The sequence below is a fragment of the Streptomyces sp. NPDC042201 genome, assembly GCF_055582185.1.
Genome location: NZ_JBVJDS010000012.1, coordinates 1 through 13,614, shown reverse-complemented (window position 1 = coordinate 13,614; position 13,614 = coordinate 1). Strand labels below are relative to the sequence as shown.

General features: G+C 69.1%; 12 protein-coding genes. 2 read left to right on the top strand and 10 right to left on the bottom strand.

The window, feature by feature from the left end; translation table 11 throughout:
* Positions 1-40: 40 nt before the first annotated feature.
* From ACZ6MZ_RS26530 to ACZ6MZ_RS26485, 10 genes are all read right to left on the bottom strand, one after another.
* Positions 41-1,222 carry a macrolide family glycosyltransferase gene (locus ACZ6MZ_RS26530; protein ID WP_389792928.1) on the bottom strand — a complete coding sequence of 394 codons (1,182 nt, stop codon included), beginning with the start codon at positions 1,220-1,222 and terminating at the stop codon, positions 41-43.
* 70 nt (positions 1,223-1,292) lie between these two features.
* On the bottom strand, positions 1,293-2,279 hold the full coding sequence (locus ACZ6MZ_RS26525) for a Gfo/Idh/MocA family protein (protein ID WP_469354792.1): 987 nt from the start codon (positions 2,277-2,279) through the stop codon (positions 1,293-1,295).
* Complete coding sequence (locus ACZ6MZ_RS26520) at positions 2,276-3,673, bottom strand: NDP-hexose 2,3-dehydratase family protein (protein WP_469354790.1); 1,398 nt, start codon at positions 3,671-3,673, stop codon at positions 2,276-2,278. Before ACZ6MZ_RS26520 ends, ACZ6MZ_RS26525 begins: the two co-directional genes overlap by 4 nt.
* Positions 3,674-3,716: 43 nt before the next feature.
* Entirely contained in the window at positions 3,717-4,460 is a 744-nt protein-coding gene (locus ACZ6MZ_RS26515) for an NAD-dependent epimerase/dehydratase family protein (RefSeq protein ID WP_389792934.1), read from the bottom strand.
* A 42-nt stretch (positions 4,461-4,502) separates the two neighbouring features.
* On the bottom strand, positions 4,503-5,807 hold the full coding sequence (rfbH, locus tag ACZ6MZ_RS26510) for a lipopolysaccharide biosynthesis protein RfbH (RefSeq protein WP_389792936.1): 1,305 nt from the start codon (positions 5,805-5,807) through the stop codon (positions 4,503-4,505).
* Between the two features lie 2 nt (positions 5,808-5,809).
* Positions 5,810-6,808: an NAD-dependent epimerase/dehydratase family protein gene (locus tag ACZ6MZ_RS26505; protein ID WP_384337696.1), complete on the bottom strand. Its 999-nt coding sequence runs from the start codon at positions 6,806-6,808 to the stop codon at positions 5,810-5,812.
* On the bottom strand, positions 6,795-7,781 hold the full coding sequence (rfbB, locus tag ACZ6MZ_RS26500) for a dTDP-glucose 4,6-dehydratase (RefSeq protein WP_389792939.1): 987 nt from the start codon (positions 7,779-7,781) through the stop codon (positions 6,795-6,797). The genes ACZ6MZ_RS26505 and rfbB overlap by 14 nt, the downstream gene beginning before the upstream one ends.
* Entirely contained in the window at positions 7,778-8,845 is a 1,068-nt protein-coding gene (locus ACZ6MZ_RS26495; RefSeq protein WP_389792941.1) for a glucose-1-phosphate thymidylyltransferase, read from the bottom strand. Before ACZ6MZ_RS26495 ends, rfbB begins: the two co-directional genes overlap by 4 nt.
* A gap of 121 nt (positions 8,846-8,966) precedes the next feature.
* Positions 8,967-9,539 carry a dTDP-4-dehydrorhamnose 3,5-epimerase family protein gene (locus tag ACZ6MZ_RS26490; protein ID WP_389792944.1) on the bottom strand — a complete coding sequence of 191 codons (573 nt, stop codon included), beginning with the start codon at positions 9,537-9,539 and terminating at the stop codon, positions 8,967-8,969.
* Positions 9,540-9,598: 59 nt separating this feature from the next.
* A complete protein-coding gene (locus ACZ6MZ_RS26485; protein ID WP_389792946.1) occupies positions 9,599-10,885 on the bottom strand; it encodes an activator-dependent family glycosyltransferase in 1,287 nt (428 codons plus the stop codon).
* A 465-nt stretch (positions 10,886-11,350) separates the two neighbouring features.
* Between ACZ6MZ_RS26485 and ACZ6MZ_RS26480 the strand changes: the two genes are divergently transcribed.
* Together ACZ6MZ_RS26480 and ACZ6MZ_RS26475 are read left to right on the top strand one after the other, a co-directional pair.
* Positions 11,351-12,643 carry a sensor histidine kinase gene (locus ACZ6MZ_RS26480; RefSeq protein WP_469354783.1) on the top strand — a complete coding sequence of 431 codons (1,293 nt, stop codon included), beginning with the start codon at positions 11,351-11,353 and terminating at the stop codon, positions 12,641-12,643.
* Between the two features lie 80 nt (positions 12,644-12,723).
* Positions 12,724-13,332, top strand: coding sequence for a response regulator transcription factor (locus ACZ6MZ_RS26475; RefSeq protein WP_384193475.1), 609 nt, complete (start codon positions 12,724-12,726; stop codon positions 13,330-13,332).
* Positions 13,333-13,614: the final 282 nt, after the last annotated feature.

The window sequence follows — 13,614 nt, the reverse complement described above, 5'->3', positions numbered from 1 at the left end:
GGCCCGCCGCGACACGGATCCGTGTCGCGGCGGCGGGTACTCAGCTCTGCTGGGCCAGGTACGCCTCGACGGCGTCGGCCGCGACGGCCGGGCCGTCCATCGACCGCATGCGCTCCCGCATGGCCCGCACCCGGTCGGTCACGGACGCGTCGCCCGTCACCTGGGCCACGGCCTCGCGCAGGCTCTGCACCGTGACGTCCTCCTTGGCCAGACGGCGGCCGAGGCCCAGCTCTTCCACGCGCTGGGCGTTCGCCCGCTGCTCGCTCGTCTGCGGCACGACCACCATGGGCACGCCGTTGTCCAGCGACTCCATGGTGCTGTTCATACCGCCGTGGGTGATGAACAGCTTGGCGTGGCGCAGCACGTCGAGCTGCGGCGCGTACCGCCGTACGTCGACGTTCGCGGGCAGCGGCCCGAGGCCGGCGGGGTCGGTGTGCTCACCGACGGTGATGAGGACGTCCCACTCGGAGTCGGCGAAGGCCTCGATGGCCATCGTGAAGAACTCCGACCAGCCCCTGGCCGAGGTGCCGAGCGAGATCAGCAGCGTGGGCCGGTCCGCCGAGGCCGGCTGCCAGCTGCCCTGGTAGGGGCGTTCGGCGATGCAGGGCCCGGTGAAGACGAACCGTTCGTCGAAGGTCTCGCCCGCGTACTGGAATTCGCGCGGGAGGAAGATGATCCCGAGCTTCTCGATCCCCGCAAGGAAACCCATCGGGTCGGGCGCCAGGCCGAACTGGGGCAGCACACCCGCGAGCTTCTTCACCGCTTCCATGATCTGCGGGTCGTTCAGCTCCGCCACCGGGAACTTCTCCCGGAGCGAGAAGTGTTCGTTCGCCCCGAACACCGGATAGGTACGGATCAGCGGAATGTCGTTCTTGGCGGCGAAGAACCGCGCTCCCCACGCCATGAAGTCATGGACGATCACATCCGGCCGGTTGTCCTCGTAGAACGGCGCGACCTGTTCCACGAGGGAGGTGCTTTCGTCCAGGCACCGCAGTCCCTCGCCCGCGTTCTCCTCGGCGGTCAGGGGGGCGCGGTAGAAATCGCCGAAGACCGAGTCGTACCTGACCGCTTCGGCGCCGGCGGCCTTCACTATGGGGGCGAAATGGTCCGTCGCGGTGCAGGTGACGCGATGACCTCGTTTCACCAGTTCCTCGACCACGCCGATCGTGGGATTGACATGGCCTACGGCCGGAAAGTTGAAGAAAGCGATGTGGCGTTGCACGAATGTCTCCTTCCATGCCCTGCCGGTGTCCTTCGGCCGGTCATCGCCGAGGGGCCCGGGCAGCGGCCGCTCATCCAGTTCTGAGGGGTTCTCCGCGCGAGGCGGACCGGTGTGTCTCGTCGAGAAGTTCCGCCTGCCGCAGGGTGGCGCCGGCGTCCGGGAGGGTTCCGGTGCGCACCGCGGCGGCGAAGGCCGCGACGGTGGCCGCCACCTGATCGTGCGGTTCGAGCCGGATCTCCTCGGTCTTCCCGTCGCGGTGCAGGCCGATCACGGGGACGTGGTCGGCGGGCGGGGTGAACGCCCGGTCGACGGTGATGCTGCCCTCGCTGCCCCACAGTTCGTACGACGAGCGGTAGGCGTGCTCCATGCCGAAGGTGATCTGGGCCGTGACGGCGCCGGGAGTGCTCAGCAGCGCGGCGCCGGAGGTCTCGACCCGACGTCCCGTGCCCCGGACGAGGCGGGCACCGACGACGTCGAGTTCGGGGCCGAGGAAGTGCAGTGCGGCCCGGAGGGGGTAGACCCCGACGTCCGCCAGTGCCCCGCCGCCGAGTTCGGGGTCGTATCTGATGTCACCGTCCGGCTGTGGGGGGATGGTGAACGCCGCGTGGAACGACCGCAGTTCACCTATCGCGCCATCGGCGACCAGGCGCTGCACGGCCCGGTGCCGGTGGTGATGGACGAACATGACGTTCTCCATGAGCACCAGGTCGCGGGATGCGGCGAGTTCGAGGAGTTCGCCGGTGCGGTGGCGGTCGGTGGTCAGGGGCTTCTCGGCGAGGACGTGCCGGCCCGTGTTCAGTGCCGCCTCGGTCCACCGGGCGTGCAGCGCCGCGGGCAGCGGTATGTAGACGGCCTGGATGTCGTCGAGTTCGAGGAGCTCGCCGTATCCGTGCACGGGACGGCAGCCGAAGCGTTCCGCGACCTGCCGCGCCTTGGCCGGATCCCGGCTGGCCACGGCCGCGACCTCGATGTCGGGGCAGGCGGCGAAGGCGGGAAGCATGCGGCGCACCGCGATGCCCGCGCATCCGATCACTCCCACCCGCAAGGGTCCGGTCACCGGGTACTCGCCGCCGTCGCGTTGAGGCAGGCGAGCATGGTGCGGGCCTGGACGTTGAGGTAGTGGCCGTGCCGGACCAGGGTGGTGAGCTGCGCGGGGGTGACCCAGGCATAGCCGGGCGGCGGGTCGAGCGGGGCGTCGGCCTCGTCCGCGTCGACGATGAGGAAGCGGCTCTCGGCGTTGAGGAAGCGCCCGCCCTCCTCGGAGTGCACGACCTCGTAGCGGATGCGGTCCGCGCCGGCGCGCAGCACCGTGTCCAGGAACCGGGGGCGTTCCTGCTCGGGCAGGTGGGCGTAGTTGTCCGGAGTGCACTGCACGGTCGGTCCCAGCTCAAGGGTGTCGAGGAAGCCGGCCTCGACCCGGGCGTGCGCCAGCACATGCTGGACGCCGCCGAACTCGCGGGTGAGGAAGGCGGTGACACCCAGGCCGACCGGCTCGAACAGGGGCTGGGTCCAGCCCGTCACCTCGCGGTTTCCGGCCCGTACGGACACGGCCACGACGTTGAAGTAGCGGCCCTCCCCGTGCTCGATCTCGCTCTCGCCGCGCTTCCAGCCGGGAATGGAGTCCAGCGGGACGCGCTCGGTCCGCACGGAGTGCCGGGTGCGCTCGCCCGTGATCCAGGAGAGCAGTTCGATGTCGGAGAGCAGCGCGCCGTCCGAGCCGTCCGCGAAGGGCAGGCAGGACAGCACCGTACGGGAGTCCATGTTGACCACGTTGTCCCGGCTCAGCAGCTCGTGGATCTGCCCGAGGGTGAGCCAGCAGAAGTCGTCCAGCAGCGGGACGTCGCCCACCGCCTCCACCACCATGTTGCGGTTGGACTTGCGGTAGAACCACGAGCCGTGCTCGGACTGGAGCACGTCCGCGACGATCCGGCCGCGGTTCGGCCCGACGAAGTACTCGATGTACTTGACGTCCGCGCCCTTGTGGGCCTTGGTGTAGTTGCTGCGGGTCGCCTGGACCGTGGGCGAGAGCTGGAGCAGGTTCGGGTTGCCCGGCTCCATCTTCGCCTGCATCAGGAAGTGCAGCACCCCGTCGAATTCCTTGACGAGGATGCCCAGGATGCCCACCTCGGGCTGTTTGATGATGGGCTGGTACCAGTCGGCGTAGGGACCGTCGCCGTGCGGTTCCCCCTCCTCCGTGACATGCAGGCCCTCGACGGTGAAGAACCGGCCGCTGCGGTGCACCAGGTTCCCGGTGGACTCCTGGAACGACCAGCCGTCCAGCTCCGCGAACGGTATCCGCTCCACCCGGAAGGTATTGGCCCTGCCCCGCTCGGCCAGCCAGTCGCCGAAGTCTTCGGTACGCAGGTGCGCACCCTGGGCGGCGGCGGCCGACAGAGCGATGCGGTCGGGCAGGCTCTTGTTCTCACGCGTCTGGATGATGTGGGACGGCATCGGAGGGACTCCCTGCCTTTCTCGTGATGCGTACGCGGCCGGGTCAGGCATCTTCGGCCGCGAGGAGGTCGTTGAGAACCAGGCGGTAGTAGTCGGGGCCGAAGCCCATGTCCGCCACGTGAGGGACCAGGGCGAGCAGCTTCTTGGTGGAGATGGCGTACTGGACGCCCGTGGCCACGTACTCCTTGCGCGGTTCGAGCCCCAGCGCGCCGGCGAGATGGTCGACGATGTCTTCCACCGGGACGGCGAATCCGGAGGCCACGTTGACCGTGTCGGCCCGCAGACCCGCGGCGAGCAGCCGATCGATGATCGTTATCGCGTCGCTGACCCGGAGCAGGTCACGGCCGGCGCCCCGGTGCATGGTGACCACCCCTTCGCGTACCTGCCGCAGCAGCGTGGGGATGAGCTGGTGGTAGCGCCCGTGCGGTCCCACCAGGTGCGCCAGCCGGAGGATGAGGTAGTCGACCCCGGAGTCACGCAGCTGGTCCTCGAGCTCGAGTTTGTGTGCGCCGTAGGAGGTGTAGGGGGTCACCGGGCTGTCCTCGTCGCCCGGTCCCTCGGCGAACCCGTACATTCCGGTCGCGGCCGTGGAGAAGAACAGCAGCCGCTGCCCGTTGGCCGCGCACTGCTTGGCGACGTCGCGCAGCAGTGCGGCCTCCCGCGCGAAGTCCGCGTCGGTGGCCCCGCTCGTTCTGGACTCCCCCGCGGCGAGGGCCACGGTGCCCGGATGCCGGCCGGCCAGCGGACGCAGACTCCGCGCCAGGAAACCGGTTCCCACAATGTCCATCGTCCTCGTCCTGATCTCTGGGTGGGAGGCGGTCCGTCGGGCTCAGCCGCGCTGGGCCACGAACTCCTTGATCGTGGCGGTCATGTAGTCGAGCATTTCGTCGGTGAGCCCCGGGTAGACGCCGATCCAGAAGGTGTGCTCGGTGATGACGTCGCTGTTGGTGAGCTCGCCGACGATGCGGTGGGGCTGGCCGATGTAGGCCGGCTGGCGGGTCAGGTTGCCGGCGAACAGCCGCCGGGTGCCGATCTTCCGCTCCTCCAGGTGGGCGACCAGTTCGGCGCGGGTGAAGCGGGCCTCGGGGTCGACGGTGATGACGAAACCGAACCAGCTCGGCTCGGACCGCGGGGTCGGCTCGGGGAGCAGCAGGCCCGGCACACCGTCCAGTCCCTCGCGCAGCCGGCGCCAGTTGCGCCGCCGCGCCTCGATGAAGCCGTCGAGCTTGGCGAGCTGCGTGAGGCCCAGCGCGGCCTGGATGTCGGTTCCCTTCAGGTTGTAACCGACATGGGAGAAGATGTACTTGTGGTCGTATCCGGCGGGCAGGTTGCCCATCTGGTACTCGAACCGCTTGAAGCAGGTGTTGTTCTTGCCGGGTTCGCACCAGCAGTCCCGCCCCCAGTCGCGCAGCGACTCCACGATGCGGGCCAGGCCGAGGTTGGAGGTGAGGACACAGCCGCCCTCGCCCATGGTGAGGTGGTGCGCGGGGTAGAAGCTGACCGTGGTCAGGTCGCCGAAGGTGCCGGTGATCTGACCGTCGTAGGTGGAGCCGACCGCGTCGCAGTTGTCCTCGATGAGGAAGAGGTCGTTGTCCTTGGCGAGCTGGGCGACCTCGGCGACCTCGAAGGGGTTGCCGAGCGCGTGCGCGATGATGATCGCCCGGGTCTTGGGGCCGATGGCCCGCGCCACCCGGTCTGCCGTGGTGTTGTACGTGGTCAGGTCCACGTCCACGAAGACCGGCAGGAGGCCGTTCTGCAGGATCGGGTTGACGGTGGTGGGGAATCCCGCCGCGACGGTGATCACCTCGTCGCCCGGCTTCAGCCGCCGGTCACCGAGCTGGTGCGAGGTGAGGGCCGAGACGGCGAGGAGGTTCGCCGACGAACCGGAGTTGGTCAGATGGGCCTTGCGTCGCTTCAGGCGCTTGGCGAAGTCGGACTCGAACTTCTTGGAGCTGGGCCCGGCGGCGATGCGCATGGTCAGCGCGGCCTCGACGATGGCGACCCGGTCCTCTTCGTCCAGGACCGCGCCGGACGGCCAGATCTCGGTCACCCCGGGCTCGAACTCCCGTTTGGTCGCGGTCTCCCGGTGGTACTTGCGGACCTCGTCCAGCACCAGTTCTTTGTTGTCGCTCATGGTCATTTCCTTCCGTTGACTGGCGCCGGCAGCACGGCCGCGAGCAGGTCGCGCAGCGAGGCGTCGAGGGTGCGCCGCGGCTGCCATCGCAGGAGCCGCAGCGCCCGTGAGACGTCCAGTTGCAGCCACTCCGCGTCGGTGCGTGCGGGCTGGTCGGCAACGGCCTCGACGACCGGGAGATCCACACCGCTGAGTTCGACCATGCGATGGATCAGCGCATGCATCGGGACCGCCTCGCCGCGGCCGATGTTGACCACGTGGCCACTGAGGTCCGCCCCCGGCGCGATGGCGGCGGCCCGTACGGCGTCGACGGCGTCGTGCGCGTCCACGATGTCGCGGTGGGCACGCAGCGGCGGGAGCCTGAGCTCGTCCGGCTTCTCGCCCAGGAGCTGGGCGCGGGCGGCCTCTCCGAGGTGCGCGGCCACCATGCCGAAGAGGCTGCCGGCCGGCACCCCGGCGCCGATCACGTTGGCGAGGCGGAGTACCACACCGTCCAGGCCGTGTTCCGCCGCGGCCCGCAGCACGATCCGGGTGCCGAGGAGTTTGGTGCGCCCGTACGGTGTGACGGGAGCGGGCTCGTGCTCCTCGGAGGTGCCGGCGCCCGGCGTGCCGGCGCCGTACTCGTGGACGGTGCCGAGCTGGATCAGCCGCGGCGGGCGGGGCAGGCCGACGAGTGACTCCGTCACCCGGGCCACCAGGTCCGCGTTGCCCGCGGCCATCTCGGGCTCGCCGGACTGCCAGACCCGGCCGGCGGCGTTGACCACCACGTCGGGCCGCACCGAGCCGAAGAACTCGGTGAGTTCTCGCGGGCCGGCCGCCAGCAGGTCCATGCGGACGGAACGCGGGTCCGCCGGGGCGTCCGCCGCCGGGCTCCGGGACACCAGGTGCACCAGGGCGCCGTCGGCGGTGAACGCCTCGCCGATGCGGCGGCCCAGATAGCCGGTGCCCCCGAGCACCACGACGCGGAGCCCGGCGGCTCCGCCGTTGTCAGCCGTCCGCACGTTCGGCCCCGTACTTGACGGTCTTCCACCAGTCGGGGTTGTCGCGGTACCAGGCCACCGTGGCGGACAGGCCCTCCTCGAATCCGGTCAGCGGCGCATAGCCCAGCTCTTCCCGGATCTTGGACTCGTCGATGGAGTACCGCAGGTCGTGCGCCTTGCGGTCGGCGACACGGCGGATCATCTCCGGTCCCGAGCCGGTCAGTTCGAGCAGCCGCTCGGTGATGTCGCGGTTGGTCTGCTCGTTGCCGCCGCCGATGTTGTAGATCTCACCGGCCCGGCCGCCTCCGAGCACGAGGTGGATGCCACGGCAGTGGTCGTCCACATGCAGCCACTCGCGGATGTTGAGTCCGTCGCCGTACAGCGGCACCTGCTGCCCTTCGAGCAGGTTGGTGACGAACAGCGGGATGAGCTTCTCGGGGTGCTGGTACGGCCCGTAGTTGTTGGAGCAGCGCGTGATGGAGAGGTCCACTCCGTGGGTGCGCCAGTAGGTGCGGGCGACCAGGTCGGAACAGGCCTTGGAGGCCGCGTAGGGGGTGTTGGGCAGCAGCGGCCAGTCCTCGGTCCAGGAGCCTTCCCCGATCGAGCCGTACACCTCGTCGGTGGAGACGTGCACGACCCGCTCGATACCGCTGTCCAGCACGGCGTCGAGCAGTGTCTGGGTGCCCAGGACGTTGGTGCGGAAGAACTCCCCCGCGCCCTCCAGTGAGCGGTCCACGTGGGACTCCGCGGCGAAGTGCACCACGGCGTCGTGTCCGGGCAGCAGTTCGCGCAGCAGGCCCGAGTCGCAGATGTCGCCCCGGACGAACTCCAGGCGCGGGTGCGAGGCCGGCAGGTTGGCGCGGTTGCCCGCATAGGTCAGCTTGTCCAGGGCGGTGACCTTGGCGCCCTCCCACCCCGCGTAGTTGTCCGCGAGGAGGTTACGGACGAAGTTGGAGCCGATGAAACCGGCTGCTCCTGTGATGAGGATCCTCATGCCGCGACTTCCACTCGGGTGTGGTCTCCGACCACCAGGCGGTAACGGTCCGTGCTCTGCCCGATGGTGCCGACGGAGGCGGAGCGACCGATGACGGAACTGCGCAGGCCCTGGACGCCGGTGACCGACGCGCCGTCCAGGGCTATGGAGTACTCCACCCGGCTTCCGGTGATCGCACAGCCGCGTCCGATGGACGTGTGCGGGCCGATGTGGCTGTCCTCCACGACCGTGCCGGCACCGATGATCGCCGGCCCCTCGATGTGGGAGCGCACGATGCGCGCCCCTTCTTCCACGACGACCGGTCCCACCAGCACGCTGGCGTCGTCGACCTCACCGGCCACGGAGGGCCGCAGGTTCTCCAGGATGTGCTGGTTGCACTCCAGGACGTCCTCGACGTTCCCGGTGTCCTTCCAGTAACCCTCGTACTGGCTGGCCCGCACATCCGCTCCCGCCGACACCAGCCACTGGATCGCGTCGGTGATCTCCAGCTCGCCGCGGGCGCTGGGCTCAATGGCCTCGACCGCCTCGTGGATGGCGTCGGTGAAGAAGTACACGCCCATCAGGGCCAGGTCGCTGCGCGGCTGCTGCGGCTTCTCCACCAGGCGCAGCACCTCGCCGCCGGGGCCCAGTTCGGCCACGCCGAAGGCGCGCGGGTCCGGGACCTTGTACACCACGACATGGGCGGCCGGGCGGTGCGCGGCGAACTCCTCGGCGATGCCGACGATCCCCTCGGGCAGCATGTTGTCGCCGAGGTACATCACGAAGTCGTCGTCGCCGAGGAAGTCCCGGGCGATGGCGACGGTGTGGGCGAGGCCGAGCGGAGCTTCCTGCTGGATGTAGGTCAGCTGTGCCCCGAACCGCGATCCGTCCCCGAGCGCCTGGTGGATCTCGGGGGCGCGGTCGCCGACGATGACCCCGATCTCGGTCACGCCCAGGTCCAGGATGTTCCTCAGAACGTGTTCCAGGACGGGCGTGTTCGCGATGGGGATGAGCTGTTTGGGCATCGAGTAACTGAAGGGCCGTAGGCGGGTGCCCGATCCGCCGGCCAACACCAGAGCCTTCATGGCAGGTCCTCTCGATTCATGTGGTGATGCCTTTTCGGTCTGGTGCGCGGTTCGCAGCCGCTCGGCCGTGCACTCGTCGTCCCGGTGCGCCGGTGGCGGGCAGGACAGGGGTGTCGCCGCGTCAGGCGGCGTCGAAATCGGACAGCATGCCCGCTGCCAGGGCCTCGGCCAGCGTGGGCGCCTTCGCGTCCTTGTCCGAGATCAGCGGTGTCCCGGCGCAGTCCCAGGGCAGGTCCAGGTCGAGGTCGAGCGGGTTGATGTCGATCTGTGTTCCGGGGACGTACGTGCTGGAGACGACGTAACAGATGCAGCTGTCGTCGGTGAGCGCCAGGAATCCGTGGCCGACGCCCTCCGGGACGTACACGGACCGGCCCGAGGCGGCGTCCAGTTCGTTCACCTGGTGCTTGCCGAAGGTCGGCGAACCGACCCGCAGGTCGACGACGATGTCGCGCAGCGCGCCCCGGACGCAGGTGACGAACTTGGCCTGCCCCGGAGGGCTGCTCACGCTGTGGATGCCGCGCAGGGTGTGGCGCTTGGAGACCGAGTAGTTGATCTGACGGGGCTGGAAGGTGATCCCCGCGGCCCGCTCCAGTTCGTCGGACCGCATCGACTCGTAGAACACACCACGGTCGTCGGATATGTGGTCCGGCTCGATCAGAAACGTGCCGGGGATGGTGGTTTCCTCGATGCGCACGGCTCGCTCGCCCTTTCGTCCTGAACTCGACTCGTGCTGTGCGGGCGGAGGCCGGCCGCTCAGCCGCGATGCTCCGCGGTCAGCCTCTCCAGGACCGGCACCACGTCCTTCGGCGCCGGGGCGGCCAGCATGTCCTCGTACAGACCGCGGGCCCCGAGCTGGAAGGACGGCTCCTCGATCAGCCGGACGAGGTCCTTCTGCGTGCTGCCCGCGTCGATCGTCGCCGGGTCGGCGACCAGTCCCGCGCCCCGCCGCTCGACGTACCGCGCCGTGACCATCTCGTCCCACATCGGGAGCGGCACGACGAGCTGCGGCACCTTGAAGGCGACGGCGGCGGCGAACGTCCCGCCGCCACCGTGGTGGATGATCGCCGAGCTGGTGGGCAGCACCTGGTTGAGCGGTACGTACTCGATGGCGCGGACGTTGTCCGGGAGCGTGCCCACGGCGGTGAGCTGCTCGCTGTTCAGCGTCGCGACCAGTTCCAGGTCCAGGCCGGACACGGAGTCGAAGAACTCCCGCATCGGGAAGCCACTGTGCTTCCCGGCGAGCAGTCGGCGGCTCACCCCCAGGGTGAGCACCGCGCGGGGCCGCTCGGGCCGGGCGTGCAGCCACTGAGGAAGCGTGGCGGCCCCGTTGTACGGAACCCGGCGGACCGGGACGTACATCAGGTCCAGCGGGTTGCGCATCCGGGACTGGGTCAGGTCGAGGGTCCACTGGCCGACCAGCGTCTCCTCGGTGAAGTCGAGCCCGTAACGCTCCAGCACCGGGCCCAGCCACGCCATCCACGGGTCCTCGGTCAGGCCCGAGGACGGATCGGCCAGCTCCTGCCGCGTCTTGGAACGGATCAGACCGATGTTGTCCATACCGAACAAAAGACGCGCGTGGGCGGCGCCGCAAGCACGCGCGGCCACCGCCCCGGTCGGCGCCAGCGGATCCCACAGCACCAGGTCAGGACGCCAGTCCCGGGCGAATTCCACCAGCTTGTCCAGGATCGGACGAGGCCCGCCGCTCGCCGGCTCCGGCGGGTAGTACGCGTTGAACATGCCGCCGAGGACGGCCCTGGCCTGGCGCCAGGCGTTCTCGTCGTCAGGGTCGAGCGCCAGGGTGGGCCTGCTGGGGCCCGCGCCGGCGATGAGGGGCGCCAGTGAGGCGGTGAGCTCCTCCTTGCCGCCCAGCGACACCGCGGTGAGGCCGGCCGAGGTGATGTTCGCGATCACCTTCGGATCGACCACACCCTCGGGGCTCGCCACCACGACCTCGTGACCGGCACTCTGCAGCGCCCATGCCAGCGGAATGGCTGGATAGAGATGTGCCGATGTCGGGAAGATGGTGAAAAGAACGCGCATCGCTGACCTCTCCGAGACTGCCGGCCCAACGCCGACGCGTGCTGTTCGCTCTCGAATCCTGCGAGGGGGCTCTAAAGAGCCGCTTGTGCAGAGCGGACAGGGAGCGGCCTCCCGTCGGCGGCCGGCACGGTGGCCAGGTCTTCGTCTTCGCGCGGGCGTTCCGCCGCCGCGGCGCGGGGTGACCGGCTTCCGGGAGCCGCCCCGGGCTCCATCGCCCCGGGTCCTGTCCGGCGGATATTCGCGGATCGGCCCGTGGCGTCCGGTGCCGTGTCGCCGGCCGGAGGATCGCCCATGTACTGGATGTATTCGGGCGTTCCGACAGGGCGGCGAGGTGCCGTAGCTGTCGTCGTGCGCCCGCCCGGGATTACGGGACGGCCCTTAGGGCCGATTGGTTCCGCAAATTTGTGTCCACGAGACCCTGATCGCTGCACACGCTTTACCACGTTGACTTATCATCCCCGCAGGATGACGCACATGGTTGCGGGGGACAGGTTGCAGATGATGGACAGTCACGACCGTTCCGACAGTGCGGACGAGTCGCGGGGCCGCAGACCCGAGGCGGTAGCACCGCCCAGCCCCAGCAACGACCTTCCCGTTTCCCGGCTGGCGCGCACCATCCTCATCACCGCGCTGCTGGGCTACGCGCTCCTCACCGCCATCGGCATCCTGAGCGCGGGAATGTCCCCGACGGGCGAGGCAACCAGCCTGCTCCTCCTGCTGATCCTCGCCCTGCAACTCCTCCACTCCGCACCGGGCAGCAACCAGGCACCCCTGACCCGGAAATGCCTGATCCTCGCCTTCCAGGCACTCCTGACCTACCTTCCGATCCTTGTCTTCCATGGCTACTGGGAAACCATGGCCGGCTACTTGGCCGGCTCACTCCTGCTGCTCCTACCACCCCGCGTGGCCTGGCCGCTCTACGCCGCCGTGGGCCTCAGCATGCTCATCCCACCACTCCTCGACGGCCGACCGCTCATCGAGAGCATCCCCTTCTCCCACACCACACTCCTCGCCGGACTCGTCCTCTACGGGCTCACCCGGCTGACAGAGCTGATCACACACCTCCACACCACCCGCGGTGAACTCGCCCGCCAGGCCGTCACCGGAGAACGGCTCCGCTTCGCCCGCGACCTCCACGACCTCCTCGGCTTCAGCCTCTCCGCCATCACCCTCAAAAGCGAACTCATCCACCGCCTCATCCCCACCCACCCCCACCGCGCCATGAAAGAGATCAACGAGGTCCTGACCATCGCCGGCCAGTCCCTCGCCGACGTCCGCAAGACCGCCAGCGGTTACCGCACCATGTCACTCCAGCAGGAGATCAGAACCGCGCAGACGATGCTCGACGCCGCCGACATCGACGTACGGGCACAGGTCGAACTCGGCACACTCTCCCCCCACGTCGAGACCGCGCTCGCCACCACGCTGCGCGAAGCCGTCACCAACCTGCTGCGACACAGCAACGCCACACACTGCGGCATCAAAGCCGTCCAACAGGACGGCCTGGTGCGCCTCGTGGTCGAAAACGACGGCGTCGACCCCGCCTACCACAACCCCGCACCGCACAGTGGCAGCGGACTCGGTAACCTCCACGCACGCATGACCGTCATAGGCGGACGCCTCGAATCAGGCCCCGGAAAAGACGGCATATTCCGCCTCCTCGCCGAAGCGCCCACGAGAAGGGCATCGGAAACCTCCGCGGAATTAGCTGCGGAGCCAAGGGAGATCACGTTCCCGCCCAATGGATCAGCCGCATGACCGCGCAAGCCTTCAGCAACGGTACGGACCACGACACCTCGCCACGATCCGAGCCCGCACGGACCGCAGACGGGAACTCAGTGATACGGATACTGATCGCAGAGGACATGAACATGGTCCGCGGCGCCCTGGTCGCTCTGCTGAATCTCCAAGAGGATCTCGAAGTGGTCTGTGAGGTCGAACGCGGGGACCAGATCGTCGACATGGCGCTCAAGCACCGGCCCGAGGTCGCCATCATCGACATCGATCTGCCCGGTGTCGACGGTCTGTCAGCGGCGACTCAGCTGCGCGAACGGCTCCCCCAGTGCCGCGCCCTCATCCTCACCAGCCTCGGCCGGCCCGGCACCCTGCGCCGGGCCCTTGAGGCCCGGGTCTCCGGCTTTCTCCTCAAGGACGCCCCGTCCGCCGAACTCGCCGCCGCCGTGCGGCGGGTGGCCGCGGGGCACCGAGCCGTCGACCCGGAACTGGCACTGGCCGCCTGGGGAGAGTTCGAGAACCCCCTCACCGACCGGGAGGCCCAGGTACTGCGGCTCGCGGCGGAAGGCGCGGAGGCACGGGAGATCGCCTCCATGCTGCGGTTGTCGGCGGGGACGGTGCGCAACTATCTGACCACCATCGTCACCAAGCTCAATGCGCGCAACCGGGTCGACGCGATCCGTATCGCCAGGGACGCGGACTGGCTGCCGTAACGGCATCCGCCGGTCGCGGTCAGGCGGCTTTGGCCGGTCACAAGGGTCGCTCAATACCGTTCGGCGGCAGCCACCCAGCTGCGTCGACGGGAAGGAGCGGCCGGTGGCCGTTGACACAACTCATACCAGTGATACGAGCGCCCCCGGGAGCACGGACGGAACGACTCGTCCGGCTTCCGGGGTCCGTCGTCTGGACCGGGTGATCATCCGTTTCGCGGGTGACTCGGGTGACGGGATGCAGCTGACGGGTGACCGGTTCACCTCGGAGACGGCGTCGTTCGG

Excerpts from the sequence above, each read along its gene's own strand:
- ACZ6MZ_RS26520 (WP_469354790.1), bottom strand. The coding sequence starts at position 3,673 with ATGCCGTCCCACATCATCCAGACGCGTGAGAACAAGAGCCTGCCCGAC.
- ACZ6MZ_RS26495 (WP_389792941.1), bottom strand. The coding sequence starts at position 8,845 with ATGAAGGCTCTGGTGTTGGCCGGCGGATCGGGCACCCGCCTACGGCCC.
- rfbH (WP_389792936.1), bottom strand. The coding sequence starts at position 5,807 with ATGAGCGACAACAAAGAACTGGTGCTGGACGAGGTCCGCAAGTACCAC.
- ACZ6MZ_RS26515 (WP_389792934.1), bottom strand. The coding sequence starts at position 4,460 with ATGGACATTGTGGGAACCGGTTTCCTGGCGCGGAGTCTGCGTCCGCTG.
- ACZ6MZ_RS26485 (WP_389792946.1), bottom strand. The coding sequence starts at position 10,885 with ATGCGCGTTCTTTTCACCATCTTCCCGACATCGGCACATCTCTATCCA.
- rfbB (WP_389792939.1), bottom strand. The coding sequence starts at position 7,781 with ATGAGGATCCTCATCACAGGAGCAGCCGGTTTCATCGGCTCCAACTTC.
- ACZ6MZ_RS26480 (WP_469354783.1), top strand. The coding sequence starts at position 11,351 with ATGACGCACATGGTTGCGGGGGACAGGTTGCAGATGATGGACAGTCAC.